This window comes from Rhodococcus sp. NPDC060176, from assembly GCF_042728675.1.
Classification (GTDB): Bacteria; Actinomycetota; Actinomycetes; order Mycobacteriales; family Mycobacteriaceae; genus Rhodococcus_F.
Genome location: NZ_JBHWYS010000007.1, coordinates 124,036 through 137,298 on the forward strand (window position 1 = coordinate 124,036; position 13,263 = coordinate 137,298).

12 protein-coding genes are annotated in these 13,263 nt (G+C 62.6%); 7 read left to right on the forward strand and 5 right to left on the reverse strand.

The genetic code is table 11. From position 1 onward, the window contains the following. Window positions 1–44: 44 nt before the first annotated feature. The 4 genes from glgX to ACFWEM_RS26590 all read left to right on the forward strand — a co-directional run bounded on the left by glgX (window position 45) and on the right by ACFWEM_RS26590 (window position 6,739). Window positions 45–2,456 carry a glycogen debranching protein GlgX gene (glgX, locus tag ACFWEM_RS26575; protein WP_378538782.1) on the forward strand — a complete coding sequence of 804 codons (2,412 nt, stop codon included), beginning with the start codon at window positions 45–47 and terminating at the stop codon, window positions 2,454–2,456. Between the two features lie 13 nt (window positions 2,457–2,469). After that, entirely contained in the window at window positions 2,470–4,836 is a 2,367-nt protein-coding gene (gene treY / locus ACFWEM_RS26580) for a malto-oligosyltrehalose synthase (RefSeq protein ID WP_378538783.1), read from the forward strand. 94 nt (window positions 4,837–4,930) lie between these two features. Beyond that, window positions 4,931–5,743 carry a mycofactocin-coupled SDR family oxidoreductase gene (locus ACFWEM_RS26585; protein WP_378538784.1) on the forward strand — a complete coding sequence of 271 codons (813 nt, stop codon included), beginning with the start codon at window positions 4,931–4,933 and terminating at the stop codon, window positions 5,741–5,743. A 66-nt stretch (window positions 5,744–5,809) separates the two neighbouring features. Then, the gene (locus ACFWEM_RS26590) at window positions 5,810–6,739 is read left to right on the forward strand and encodes an NADP-dependent oxidoreductase (RefSeq protein ID WP_378538785.1); all 930 of its coding nucleotides are present in this window, start codon (window positions 5,810–5,812) and stop codon (window positions 6,737–6,739) included. Window positions 6,740–6,757: 18 nt separating this feature from the next. Here the strand turns inward: ACFWEM_RS26590 and ACFWEM_RS26595 are convergent, their stop codons facing one another. Further along, window positions 6,758–7,177: a PaaI family thioesterase gene (locus ACFWEM_RS26595; RefSeq protein WP_378538786.1), complete on the reverse strand. Its 420-nt coding sequence runs from the start codon at window positions 7,175–7,177 to the stop codon at window positions 6,758–6,760. Window positions 7,178–7,232: 55 nt separating this feature from the next. Here ACFWEM_RS26595 and ACFWEM_RS26600 point away from each other — a divergent pair, with 55 nt between their 5' ends. Further along, entirely contained in the window at window positions 7,233–7,826 is a 594-nt protein-coding gene (locus tag ACFWEM_RS26600) for a TetR/AcrR family transcriptional regulator (protein WP_378538787.1), read from the forward strand. A gap of 19 nt (window positions 7,827–7,845) precedes the next feature. Here ACFWEM_RS26600 and ACFWEM_RS26605 read toward each other — a convergent pair whose 3' ends face one another. After that, window positions 7,846–8,754 (reverse strand): DMT family transporter, encoded by a 909-nt coding sequence (locus tag ACFWEM_RS26605; RefSeq protein ID WP_378538788.1) that lies wholly within the window; start codon window positions 8,752–8,754, stop codon window positions 7,846–7,848. An 83-nt stretch (window positions 8,755–8,837) separates the two neighbouring features. Between ACFWEM_RS26605 and ACFWEM_RS26610 the strand changes: the two genes are divergently transcribed. Continuing rightward, the gene (locus ACFWEM_RS26610) at window positions 8,838–9,728 is read left to right on the forward strand and encodes a LysR family transcriptional regulator (protein ID WP_378538789.1); all 891 of its coding nucleotides are present in this window, start codon (window positions 8,838–8,840) and stop codon (window positions 9,726–9,728) included. Between the two features lies 1 nt (window position 9,729). On the opposite strand, the gene ACFWEM_RS26615 is transcribed toward ACFWEM_RS26610, so the two are convergent. Genes ACFWEM_RS26615 through ACFWEM_RS26625 form a run of 3 tightly spaced genes read right to left on the reverse strand, consistent with a single transcriptional unit; the run spans window position 9,730 to window position 11,022 of the window. Next, on the reverse strand, window positions 9,730–10,089 hold the full coding sequence (locus ACFWEM_RS26615) for a PLD nuclease N-terminal domain-containing protein (RefSeq protein WP_378538790.1): 360 nt from the start codon (window positions 10,087–10,089) through the stop codon (window positions 9,730–9,732). Window positions 10,090–10,146: 57 nt separating this feature from the next. Beyond that, window positions 10,147–10,770 carry a TetR/AcrR family transcriptional regulator gene (locus ACFWEM_RS26620; protein ID WP_378538791.1) on the reverse strand — a complete coding sequence of 208 codons (624 nt, stop codon included), beginning with the start codon at window positions 10,768–10,770 and terminating at the stop codon, window positions 10,147–10,149. A gap of 57 nt (window positions 10,771–10,827) precedes the next feature. Continuing rightward, complete coding sequence (locus ACFWEM_RS26625; RefSeq protein WP_378538792.1) at window positions 10,828–11,022, reverse strand: DUF1918 domain-containing protein; 195 nt, start codon at window positions 11,020–11,022, stop codon at window positions 10,828–10,830. A gap of 196 nt (window positions 11,023–11,218) precedes the next feature. Here ACFWEM_RS26625 and ACFWEM_RS26630 point away from each other — a divergent pair, with 196 nt between their 5' ends. Next, window positions 11,219–13,216, forward strand: a complete 1,998-nt coding sequence (locus tag ACFWEM_RS26630; protein ID WP_378538793.1) for an MFS transporter — start codon at window positions 11,219–11,221, stop codon at window positions 13,214–13,216. Window positions 13,217–13,263: the final 47 nt, after the last annotated feature.

The following is a 13,263-nucleotide window of genomic DNA, read 5'->3' on the forward strand; positions in this document are numbered from 1 at the left end:
CAGTCGACGAGATTCGATCGGCTGCACCCGATAGGGTCTGATTCATGGATCAACCGCCGAGCGCGCCCTCAGCCACTCCCATCCCGGTATGGCCTGGCAGTGCGTACCCACTCGGTGCAACCTACGACGGCGCGGGAACAAATTTCTCGCTCTTCTCCGAGGTCGCCGAAGCTGTCGAACTGTGCCTGATCGCCAAGGACGGAACCGAAACCCGCGTCAGGATGGACGAGGTCGACGGATACGTCTGGCATGCGTACCTTCCGTCGGTATCCCCCGGTCAGCGATACGGCTACCGCGTGCACGGGCCGTACGATCCGGCGGCAGGTCTGCGATGCGATCCGAGCAAGCTCCTGCTGGACCCGTACGGAAAAGCGTTCGACGGAGATTTCGACGGAGATCGTTCACTGTTCTCCTACGACGTCGAGTCGGCGGGTGATCCCGAACCTTCAGCGGACGACGACACTCCTGCGGTGGAGTCGGAAGAAGTTACCGACGAGACGAGTTCGGAAGCCGAATCGGCCGAAGCTGAACCGACTGAAGGTGTGTCGACTGAAGGCGTGTCGACTGAAGCTACATCGACCGAGGTGGACCTCGAGGACGAAGACGAGGGCTCCACCGGCGATCAAGAGTCGGACGAGGCCCTGGGCTCCGACCCCGAACCCTTCGACCCGGAACCGCTGGTCGACGAACCCGCCACCATCCCTTTCCCCCAACATGATTCGCTCGGTCACACGATGTCGACCGTCGTCATCAATCCGTTCTTCGACTGGGCATCCGACCGCTCACCGAAGCGTCCGTACCACGAGACGGTCATCTACGAAGCGCACGTCAAGGGCATGACCGCGACGCACCCCGGAGTTCCGGAGGAGTTGCGTGGCACCTACGCCGGACTCGCGCATCCGGTGATCATCGAGCACCTCACCAATCTGGGTGTCACGGCGATCGAACTGATGCCGGTCCACCAGTTCATGCACGACCAGGTGCTGCTCGACCAGGGGCTGCGAAACTATTGGGGTTACAACACCTTCGGCTTCCTCGCCCCGCACACCGACTACTCCTCGGCGGCAAAACCCGATGCGGCCGTAGCGGAATTCAAGGCCATGGTGCGTAGCTTCCACCAGGCGGGTATCGAAGTGATCCTCGACGTGGTCTACAACCACACCGCCGAGGGCAACCACATGGGGCCGACCATCAGCTTCCGCGGTATCGACAACGCCGCCTACTACCGCCTGGTCGACGGTGACGAAGCGCTCTACATGGACTACACCGGAACGGGCAACAGCCTCAACGCCCGTCATCCGCACACTCTGCAGCTGATCATGGACTCGCTGCGGTACTGGGTCACGGAAATGCATGTCGACGGTTTCCGCTTCGACCTCGCCTCCACACTCGCCCGTGAACTGCATGACGTGGACCGACTCTCCGCCTTCTTCGATCTGGTGCAACAGGATCCGATCGTCAGTCAGGTGAAGCTGATCGCCGAGCCGTGGGACGTCGGCGAAGGCGGTTACCAGGTCGGCAACTTCCCCGGCCTGTGGACCGAGTGGAACGGCAAGTACCGCGATACCGTCCGCGACTACTGGCGCGGTGAGCCGGCAACCCTGGGCGAGTTCGCTTCCCGCCTCACCGGTTCCTCTGATCTCTACGAGGCAACCGGACGACGCCCCGGCGCGAGCATCAATTTTGTCATCGCCCACGACGGTTTCACCCTGCACGACCTCGTCTCGTACAACGAGAAGCACAACGAAGCCAACGGCGAGAACAACAACGACGGCGAGTCACACAACCGATCCTGGAACTGCGGCGTCGAAGGCCCCACCGACGACCCGGAGATCCTCGAACTGCGCGGACGCCAGAGCCGGAACATTCTCGCAACGCTGATGCTCAGTCAAGGCACCCCGATGCTGGCTCACGGCGACGAGATGGGTCGAACTCAGCAGGGGAACAACAACGTCTACTGCCAGGATTCGGAACTGTCCTGGATGGATTGGACTCTCGCGGAAACCAACGCGGACCTCGTCGAGTTCACCAAGCGCGCAATTGCCTTGCGCGCCAAGAACCCGGTATTCCGGCGTCGTCGATTCTTCGAGGGCCGACCCATTCGAAGTGGCGATCAGAGTCGCGACATCGCCTGGCTCACGCCGTCGGGCGAGGAAATGACTCCGGCCGACTGGGACAGCGGTTTCGGCAAGTCGTTAGCTGTCTTTCTCAACGGCGACGCGATCCCGGAACCGAACTACCGCGGCGAGCGCGTCACCGGCGATTCGTTCCTCCTCTGTTTCAACGCCCACTACGAGGATCTCGAATTCTCCACCCCCAACGCGGACTACGCGTCGGAGTGGACTGTCGTGCTCGACACGTCGATCCCGACCGGTGAGAGCGACACCGTGATCAAAGCCGGCACAACACTGGATGTAAAAGCGCGAGCATTGACGGTACTTCGTAGAACCGCCTGAGGGAGACGTGCACATGGCCCCGATAACCAGCACCTACCGACTGCAGTTGCGCCCGGACGCGTTCACCCTTCGTGATGCGGCCGCACTGGTGGACTACTTCGAGGGGTTGGGGGTCTCGCATCTTTATCTCTCCCCCATCCTCACGGCAACGTCCGGGTCGACGCACGGCTACGACGTCACGGATCCGACAACCGTGTCCGCTGGACTCGGCGGCCGCGAGGCCTTGGTGGAGTTGTCGCACGCGGCCCGGGCACACGGAATGGGCCTGATCGTCGATCTCGTCCCCAACCATGTCGGGGTTGCCAAACCACGCGAAAATGCCTGGTGGTGGGACGTTCTCACGCATGGACGGGGGTCGGAGTACGCGGATTTCTTCGACATCGACTGGGCCGAGGACAACGGAGCCGACGGAGCCGACGGAAAACTTTCGCTCCCGATACTGGGCAGCCAAGACGATCTCGAAGCCCTGACTGTCGAAAAAGATGGCGAGGAAACACTTCTCGCGTTCTACGAGCACCGCTTCCCTGTCGCGGCCGGTACCGAATTCGGATCCCCACAGGAGGTCCACGCCAGGCAGTCGTACCGACTCGTCCCGTGGAACGCCGGAATCATCAACTACCGACGGTTCTTTGCCGTCAACGAACTCGCTGCCCTGCGCCAGGAGGATCCCCGAGTCTTCGAACTCTGCCATCGGGAACTGAAGTCGTGGGTCGACGAAGGACTGATCGACGGAGTTCGCATCGATCACCCGGACGGACTCGCCGATCCGGCAGAGTATCTGGGGCGTCTGCGGGCACTGCTCGGACCAGAGCAGTGGCTTGTGATCGAGAAGATCCTCGGCCACACGGAACCACTCGATCCGCTGCTCCCGATCGACGGCACCACCGGATACGACGCCCTCAATCAACTGGGCGGCATCTTCGTCGATCCCGCCGCCGAACTCGAATTGACCGAACTCTCTGCAGATTTGACCGGCGACGACGGGGACGGCGCATGGTTGCATCACACCGAACGTCAGTTCAAACGCGACACCGGGCGCGGTGACCTGGCACCCGAGGTTCGCAGGCTCGTGCGCGCAATCCAGCGCGAAACCGGAAGTCGTTGCAGTGAGACCGAACTGAACGACGCAGTTGTCGTCGCGATCGCCCGGATGCCGGTGTATCGATCCGACTACAGTCCCCTTGCCGGTTTGGCCGCTCGTATCGTCGGCGACATGCACGAGTTGGCCCCTGGGCATGAAGCAGCGTTCAACGTGTTGGCGCAAGCGCTGGTCAACGGCGGTGAAGCAGCGGTTCGTTTCCAGCAGGTGTGCGGCGCTGTCATGGCCAAGTCCGTCGAAGATCGACTCTTCTATCGAACGGCGCGCCTGGTCTCGCGTCAGGAAGTCGGCGGCAACCCGGCATCGCTTGCTGTCTCCGTCGCCGAATTCCATCTCCACAACGCAGACCGAGCGAAGCAGTGGCCGCGTGCGATGACGAGTCTGTCCACTCATGACACCAAACGCGGCGAGGACGTGCGGGCGCGAATCGGTGTTCTGTCCCAGGTGCCGACCCTGTGGTCCCGGCTTCTTCGCGACTGGGAAGACGTCTGCCCCAGCCCTGATCCACTGACCGGATTGTTCTTGTGGCAGAACATCATCGGCGTGTGGCCGGCCGACGGTCGTTCCGCGGCCTCGGTTCCCGAGTTGCGCGAGCGTATACACGCCTATGCGGAGAAGGCTGTCCGCGAATCCGGCGCGAAGACTTCCTGGAACGATCCGGACGCCGGCTTCGAATCGGAGGTGCACAGGTGGATCGACGAGGTGATCGACGGTCCGGTCGGCGATTCGGTCAGCGAGTTCGTCGGCCGGATCGCTCGTCACGGCTGGTCGGACTCTTTGGGCCAAAAGCTGCTCCAACTCCTCGGGCCGGGCGTTCCCGACGTCTATCAGGGCACTGAGCTGTGGGAAGACTCGTTGGTCGATCCGGACAACCGGCGCCTTGTCGACTACGGAGCGAGGCGATCACTCCTCGAAGCCGACGCCGCGACGATCGACGCGACGGGAGCCGCAAAGTTGCACCTCGTTCGCACGGCGCTGACTCTGCGGCGCGCGAATCCCTCGTGGTTCGACCGCGGTGAATATCGGCCGATATTCGCTTCGGGTTCCGCGTCCGGTCATCTGGTCGGGTTCTCGCGCGGCCCCGTCGGCGAATCGGCCAGAGTCATTGCTCTGGCGACGCGGCATTCACTCGGACTCTCGGCGCATGGTTGGCGAGATACGCGAGTCGACCTGCCAGATGGCGACTGGGTCGATGCTTTGAGCGGACGGCCCGTCACGTCCGCGGATGCGCGGGACATTTTCGCCGCCGGGCCCTGTGCGCTGTTGACCGGAGCGCGCTGAGCGATTTCCGCTGACTGGACATTCCCGCCCGAAAAGAACTTCGTCGCGCTAACTTCCGAAGAGCAGATTGTCACCACTATTCGGAGGTTTGAGCATGACTGCCAGTCGATTCACCGGGAAAGTCGCCTTCATCACCGGGGCAGCCCGCGGTCAGGGGCGCGCTGAAGCGGTCCGTCTGGCAGAAGAGGGCGCAGACATCATCGCCGTCGATGCGTGTGTTCAGTTCGAATCCACCTCGTATGCCGGCGCCACCGAAGACGACCTTGCCGAAACGGTCGAACTGGTCAAGGCACTGGACCGTCGAATTGTCGCCACCAAAACAGACGTCCGCGACTTCGCTGCGCTGTCGGCGGCGCTCGAAGCCGGCATCAACGAATTGGGGCGCCTCGACGTCGTCGTCGCGAACGCCGGAATCTGCTCGGCCAACATGTCGTGGGAAATCACGCCCGAGCAGTGGCAGGAAACGCTCGACGTCAACCTGACCGGCGTCTTCCACACCGCAAAGGCAGCAATCCCGCACCTGATCGAACAGGGCACCGGCGGCTCGATCATCTTCACCAGTTCCGTGGCGGGCCTGCGCGGGCTCCCCTTCCTCGCCCACTACGTCGCGAGCAAACACGGCATCACCGGCCTGGCGAAGACGATGGCCTCGGAGTTGGGGCAGTACAACATTCGGGTCAACACGATTCACCCGCACGGCGTGGAAACCGGTATGCAGATGACCGACATGAGGCCACTCATCGACGCACACGCTCACACGCTCGGCCCGATCTTCATGCAAACCTTGCCCGATCCCGTCAGCCAGCCCGAGGACATTGCCGCCGCCGTAGCGTTCCTCGGTTCCGACGAAGCCCACCACATCACGGGGATCGCGATGCCACTGGATCTGGGAACGCTGATCCGCTGATCGAATCTTCTCGAGTTTTTCCCGTCCTCGGGGAATATCGCTTCCCCGAGGACGGTTGCGCGACACATGACCAAAACTGTTGTAGCGCAGACATACGGAACGCCCGAGGTCCTGAAGCTCGTTGACGTGGATCTACCGTCGCCTGGATCAGGAGAAGTCCTGGTCGATGTCAAAGCGATCGGCGTGAACCCCTTCGACTTCAAGCTCTACAGCGGCGCTTTCGGCACCGACCCCGAGAAACTTCCGATCCACCTCGGCGGCGAGGCTGCGGGTGTCGTCTCGGCCGTCGGTGACGGTGTCACCGACGTAGCCGTCGGCGACGAGGTGATCGTCAGCCCTGGCAACGGTCTTTACGCCGAACAGGTAGTCGTGCCGGTCTCCTCGATCACCGCGAAGCCCGCCGGCATCAGCTGGGAACAGGCGGCCGGCCTCCTTCTTGTCGGCGGAACTGCAGTCGACGCCCTCGACACCATTCGAGTCGGCTCCGGGGACACCGTCCTCATCCACGGCGCGTCCGGCGGTGTGGGCGCGATTGCCGTTCAGTTGGCAGTGGCTCGTGGAGCCACCGTGATCGGCACCGCGGGAGCCTCCAATCAGGACTACGTGCGTTCACTCGGCGCGACGCCGGTGCTCTACGGCGAAGGACTCGAAGCGCGTGTTCGTGAACTCGCACCGAATGGCGTCGATGCGGCGTTCGACACCGCCGGAACGGACGAAGCCGTCGATGCATCTCTGGCTTTGGTCACCGACAGGAGTCGCATCGTCACCATTGTCGCGTTCGGGCGAGCTCAGACCGACGGCTTCGCTTCCGTCGGCGGCGGTAATCCGGCGAGCGCCGAAGCCCGGTTGAAGGCACGATCCGAACTTGTCGAACAAGCCGGTTCCGGACACCTCATCGTGAAGATCGCCAAGACCTTCCCGCTCGCGGACGTGGCACTCGCTCACACCGAGTTGCAGAGTTCGCACCCCGCCGGCAAGTTCATCCTCGTTCCGTGACCTTCAGCTCTGTCTTGCCTAGGCCTTAAGGGCGAGTGGAACCAACAGGGTGGTGCCGAACGCGACGAGCACCGATTCGCCTTCGCGTTCGGCATGTACCTCGGCAGTGACGAACACCTGCTTGCGCCCGGCCTTGACCGAGCGCGCCGTGGCGACAAATGCGGTTCCGACGCCCGGACTCACGAAATTGACCGCGCAGTTGGACGCCGCCACGACACCTACCTGGGTGAAAGCAGCAAATCCGCACGCGGTGTCGACGAGTCCCGCCACGAGCGCAGCGTGCAGGTGTCCCGAGTACTGGCCCAGATCCTCACGCCATTCGAGCCGCAGACAGACGCGACCCGGTTCTGCCTCCGTGACTTCGAATCCGGCCCAACGGTTGAAAGCCGCCGAGGCGTTGACCGCGCGCAACTGTTCGAGCATTTCAGAATTTTCCATGTAGACCAGTCTACATAGATTGTGGTGGATCACCGGGGTGTTTAAGCTCCAACTCGTGGCAACTCCCCCGAAACACCGCGAAGCGCTGGTCCGAGCAGCGGCCGATCTTTTTCGCCGCCAGGGGTATGCGGCAACAGGACTCAACGAGATCCTCAAGTCGAGTGGAGCCCCGAAAGGTTCGCTCTACCACTATTTTCCCGGCGGAAAAGAGCAGATCGGCGCGGAGGTCGTTCGCGTCGGCGGGCAGTTGGTAACCGATACTCTGACAGAACTCGCCGACAGCCAACCGGACGCCGGGTCGCTTCTACGCGAGTACGCGCGGTTACTAGTCGAATGGGTGAGCAAATCCGAATTCCACGAAGGCTCACCGATCACGACGGTGCTCCTGGAGCTCGCCCCCGATTCGGAGAGCGTCACCACCGCCGGGCAGGCGGTCTACCGACAGTGGTCATCGCTACTGCGCGACTCACTGATCGGGTCCGGTGTCGCGCGCACCCGAGCGGAGCGCCTTGCCGTCCTGGCGGTGTCGGCGCTCGAGGGTTCGCTGGTTCGGGCTCGCGTCGAACAATCAGGTCAGCCGATTCTCGACTCCCTCGGCGAGGTCGCCGACCTGTTCGATGGCGCGATCGAGGCGGCGAACTCCCGCTGAGCGAACGGCACTCTCGGTCTCATGAAGGCGCCGAAAGGTACGTTCGCTCGGAATCGGAGGGTGGGTCAGCCGGCTTCTGAGCCCCGTCCCGAGCACCACCTCGAGCACCACCTCGGGCCGCGCCCACACCGGCGACGACGACGCAAGCAATACCGGCCACCGCCAGAATGCTCGGGACCTGGTGCAGCACAACCAAACCGATGAGCTGAGCGAACGCAGGTTCGAGACTCATCAGCGTGCCGAACGCCGCCGTGGAGAGCCGGCGCAACGAGACCATCTCCAAGACGAAGGGGACGACGGGCAGCAAAATCGCGAGCCCGAGTCCCACGAGAATCAGGTGCGGGGTCAGTCGCCCAATAGCCGAGTGCCCCACGGCAATTGTCGCTGCCAGTCCGGCAACCGCCATCGACACCGCCAGCCCGTTGATACCGGCAACCTCGTCGCCGACACGCTGGGTGAGCAGAATGTACATCGCCCAGCAGAGTGCGGCGCCGAGTGCACAAGCCACGCCGACCAGGTCGACCGTTCCCGCCCACGGCTCGGTCAGAAGCACTACTCCGGCGCCGGCCAGAACCGGCCACAGAACGCGGCCACGCCCCCGCAGCAATGCAACTGTCAGCGGACCCAAGAACTCCAACGCGCTTGCCGTTCCCAGCGGAAGGCGCTCCACGGCCGCCATGAACAGGAGCGTCATCCCCGCGGTGACCACACCGAGGACCACGCAGGCCAGAAACGCCTTGCGGGTGAACGCGGACGGCCGGGGCCTGACGATGATCAGAAGAATGATGCCCGCCCAGGCAAGGCGCACCCACGCCGCCCCATCCGCGCCGAGCTGATCGATCAGACCCACCGACACAGCGAGGCCGAGCTGCACGCACAACATCGCCAGAACAGCCAGGCCGACGCCGGCTCGCGCTCTCGTTTCCATAGCTGAATTGAACGGGACAGCGACCGTTCGCGTCCACGCGATTTTGACCCACATAATGTTCACGATTAGTGAATGATTGAAGGATGGAAACCCGTCGACTCCATCTCCTCCTCGAACTCTCGCGTCTTGGTTCGATGCGCGCCGTCGCCGAAGCTCACAACCTCACGACGTCGACGGTGTCCCAACAGCTCGCGGCCCTGACTACGGAAACCGGCACTGCGTTGATCGAGCCGGAAGGCCGACGCGTCCGCCTCACGCCTGCCGGGCAACGACTTGCCGATCATGCCGTCACGATCCTGGCCGCTCTCGACGCCGCCCGGCTGGACCTCGATCCGGACGCAGAACCGGTGGGAACTTTGCGAGTCGGCGGGTTCGCGACTGCCATCCGAACGGCGATGCTCCCGGTTGCGCTAAGCCTGAAACACAGCCATCCGCAGGTGGACGTGAGGATCTCCGAATACGAACCAGTTGAGGCCTTTGCACTCCTCGAACGCGACGACCTCGACCTCGCACTGACCTACGACTACAACCTCGCCCCCGCGTCGCCTAGCCCTCTACTCGAAGCAATTCCGCTCTGGTCTACGCCGTGGGGACTGTGCGTTCCCGACAACGCGAACACTCCCGACGAGTCCGGGGGATCCGGGATCGATCTCCGCGCCTTCGCAGACACGCCGTGGATAGTGAACTCACGAAACACTGCAGACGAGCGAGCCGTCCGAACTCTCGCATCGCTTGCGGGATTCACCCCTCGGATCACTCACCAGATCGACAGTCTCGACTTGGTCGAACTCTTGATCCTCAGCGGTTACGGCGTCGGACTGATGCCTCTCGAACGCAAGACTCGCGAAGGCGTGCACGTCGAACCACTCATCGATCCGCCTGTCACCCTCACTGCCTATGCGGTGACCCGTCGTGGCCGAACATCATGGCCGCCACTTCGTCTCGTACTGGACCAGCTCATGACGTACCGGTAACTCAAATCCGATCGGCGTCGCCGTCGCGCCTCTGCTGCTGCTTGGCGATTCGCCGCTGCTCCTCCGCCCGCTCGCGGCACTGACGCAGGAAGGCTTCGTCCGCCGCGGGATCTTGGGCCACCGCGCGTCCCGGACGCTCGTATTCGCCGTAACCGGTTGGGCCGACGTACCCACGCGGTGCGTTCTGCGCGCGACCGACCACCAGCCACAACACCGAACCCAGCGTGGGAAGGAAGATGATGATCAGAATCCAGACGACCTTGGGTAGGTACTGGATATAAGCGTCGTCTCTCGTGATCGCGTCGACGATGCAAAAGATCCAGAGCAGCATCGTAATGAGGCCGAACAAGGCATAGGGCACGCTGGCGATTCCTCCCGAGTATAAAAAACCCTCGCCATGCTAACTAAAACAGACCGATTAGTACATTAGATTCTGACGAATGTTGAACTCGAGCCACGTTCGATACGCGTCGACGTCCCAACCGCTGACACGACGCAATTGCTGGTGAAGCTGAGGCGAGACGAAGGCGGCAAGGATTCCGGCAGCCTTGTCGAGCGAAATCTCCGGCCTCAGCAAACCGTGCTCCGACAGGCCCTCCGCTATCGACATCGCGTTGACTGCCGATTGCTCGGCTGATTCCTCGGACAGACGACGCATATCGGAATCGGCACCGGAGGATTCCACTGTGACCATCATGAGCGCACCGGCGCGTTCGAGCAGCCCGATGCCCTGCGCCACGATCTGGGAGACGATCCGCCGAACGTCGTCAGGGTCCGAGGCCGAACTCGGCGCGCCGAGAGGAACCGGATCGGCGTCGAGAGCCTCGGCTAGCGCCGCTTCGAAGATCTCGAGCTTTCCACCGGGGAACGCTGTGAACACGGTCCGATTGGCCACGCCGGCGGCGTCGGCAATCTGTTTGACAGTGGCGCTGACGTACCCGTCTCGCACAAACAGAGCCTGTGCCGCATCACGAATGAGTTCTCGGGTTCGCTGCGCCGAGGCCTCGCGCACACGGGAGTGATATTGGCGTTTGCCCTCCATTGCGCACACTCTAGCCGCATTCGATGCAACAGCCATGCAGGGAAAGAACTATGCAGATCAGGAGCTTTTTCCGGGATGGTCGATCCAACCGTCACTACCGGGAAACACGAGCGCCTCGTGCCCGTTGTCGTATCTCACCAGATACGGCGGACCCCCGTCATCGCCGTGAACTTCGAGGACCTCGGCGGTCACTTCGGACTGACCGACAACTCGCCCTTGAACATGAAGGCGGTCACCAACTTCGGCACGCATCACTCCTCCTTGCCGCCCGCCCAGCGCAGGCACAGAACACCACTTCCGTTGTTCCCGCGAAACCGGCAAGGAAACCACCTGCGACGCCATCGCCGTGACCGAAGACACAATCTGCCGACGTGACATTTTAGGGTGAACAGTGGTTCACTCTGGGGTGAATTCTCGTTCACCCCACTCCTCGTGAAGGACAAGACTGTTGGCATTGCACTCGTCTCCAACCCCTCGCCGTTCGAGTCGGCTCATCACCGCAATCCTCTGTCTGTCCGGCACCGTGGTCGCACTGCAACAAACGATGTTCATTCCACTGTTGCCTGAATTTCCGAAGATTTTCGGCGTCAGCACCGACGACGCTTCGTGGCTTGTCACCGTCACCCTGCTGACCAGTGCTGTGGCCACCCCGATCGTGACCCGGTTGGCAGACATGTTCGGCAAACGACGCATGATGTTGGTCTCGATGACGACAATTGTGATCGGATCACTGGTCGCAGCGATCGGCGGCAACTTCGTTGCGTTGCTCATCGGGCGCGGGCTTCAAGGTTTTGCAATTTCGATGATTCCGGTCGGGATCAGCATCATGCGCGACGAACTCCCCAAGGAGAAGGTGGCGTCGGCGACCGCGTTGATGAGTGCCACTCTCGGGGTCGGCGCGGCATTCGGACTCCCGCTCGCCGGGTTGATCTACGAGCATCTCGGATGGCCGGCCATCTTCTGGCTCTCGGCAATCGTGGGCATCGTCCTCACTATCGCCGTAGCGGTCGTAGTCCCGGAATCAAGTGTTCGTACCCGTGGCAAGTTCGACTTCGTCGGCGCGGTCATGCTCTCGGTTTCACTTGCCGCACTTCTTCTGGCCATTTCCAAGGGCGCCCGCTGGGGATGGACCAGTGAACCGACGTTGCTGATGTTCGTCATCGGGATCGTGACGCTCGCGCTGTGGTTCCCTTACGAGCTCCGGGTTACCCAACCGATGGTCGACTTGCGGACGTCGGCCAAGCGGCCGGTTCTACTGACCAACGTCGCCTCTATTCTCGTGGGCTTCTCGATGTACGCGAACAACCTCTCGACCACTCAACAGCTGCAGATGCCGAAAATCTCCGGGTACGGCTTCGAGCTGGGAGTGATGGCAGCTGGGCTGTGCATGATTCCGGCAGGCCTCGCTATGGTCTTCTTCGCTCCGGTGTCCGCGAACGTCACCAAACGATTCGGCGCCAAGATCACTCTGATCGTCGGCGGCACGGTGCTCGCGCTCGCGTACATCGCGCGAGTGTTCCTGACCGGGTCGATCGCATTGATCGTGATCAGCGCGGCGGTGGTCAGTATCGGAACTGCGATCGCCTACTCCGCGATGCCGATGTTGATCATGCGCTCGGTCCCGATCACCGAAACCGCGTCGGCAAACGGCCTCAACTCACTCCTTCGCTCGGTCGGCACCTCGGTCTCGAGCGCCGTGGTGGCCGCCATGCTCACCTCGATGGTCATCTCGTCCGGACCTGGTGAAGGACTTCCGTCGATCGACGCCTTCAAGAACATATTCTGGTTCGCCGCCCTCGCAGCAGTGGCGGCGACCGCTGCGGCCGCATTCATTCCGCGTCGCGGTGCAAAACCCGAAACGGCACTTCGCCCGGTAACCCCCGAAGGTTTCGAACTTCCGGACGCTGCGGCGAGCGATACCGAAATCGTGGTCGCCGGTCGCGTCGTTCGAGCGGACAGCCGACCGATCCGGCAGGCAGTTGTCACCGTGATGGACTTGGAAGGGCGACCGATCGATTGGAGTCGTGCCGACAACGAGGGCAGCTTCTCCCTCGCGCTACCTCAGCCCGGCCGGTACCTGGTGGTGACGAGCGCTGACGGCTGGTCCCCGAGGTCACAGGTGATCTGCTTCGACAACTCGCAATCGACGCACACCGTAGAGCTCGGCGAGAGGCTCACAATCGCCGGCAGCGTAAGCGTTGGTGGCCGAACGACTTCGGGAACCGTCGTCACCCTGACGAAACCCACTGGCGAGTTCGTCGCTTCCACAGTCACCGACGGAACTGGACACTACGAAATCGCGCTCCCCACTTCCGGTCGATACATCCTGACCGCCTTGACCGAGAGCGGACACGGCACACTGGCACGTCAGATCGCCGTTATCGCACAGTCCACCGTCATCGACTTCGACGTTCCCGTCGACGCGGAGCCACTGACGACCGCATGAGGAAACCGACCGCACGAACATCCGACCGTACGAACATCCAGCCATGA

Coding starts and splice junctions, on each gene's coding strand:
- ACFWEM_RS26620 (WP_378538791.1), bottom strand. CDS start 10,770: ATGGAGGGCAAACGCCAATATCACTCCCGTGTGCGCGAGGCCTCGGCG.
- treY (WP_378538783.1), top strand. CDS start 2,470: ATGGCCCCGATAACCAGCACCTACCGACTGCAGTTGCGCCCGGACGCG.
- ACFWEM_RS26595 (WP_378538786.1), bottom strand. CDS start 7,177: ATGGAAAATTCTGAAATGCTCGAACAGTTGCGCGCGGTCAACGCCTCG.
- ACFWEM_RS26585 (WP_378538784.1), top strand. CDS start 4,931: ATGACTGCCAGTCGATTCACCGGGAAAGTCGCCTTCATCACCGGGGCA.
- ACFWEM_RS26590 (WP_378538785.1), top strand. CDS start 5,810: ATGACCAAAACTGTTGTAGCGCAGACATACGGAACGCCCGAGGTCCTG.
- glgX (WP_378538782.1), top strand. CDS start 45: ATGGATCAACCGCCGAGCGCGCCCTCAGCCACTCCCATCCCGGTATGG.
- ACFWEM_RS26610 (WP_378538789.1), top strand. CDS start 8,838: ATGGAAACCCGTCGACTCCATCTCCTCCTCGAACTCTCGCGTCTTGGT.
- ACFWEM_RS26605 (WP_378538788.1), bottom strand. CDS start 8,754: ATGGAAACGAGAGCGCGAGCCGGCGTCGGCCTGGCTGTTCTGGCGATG.
- ACFWEM_RS26625 (WP_378538792.1), bottom strand. CDS start 11,022: ATGCGTGCCGAAGTTGGTGACCGCCTTCATGTTCAAGGGCGAGTTGTC.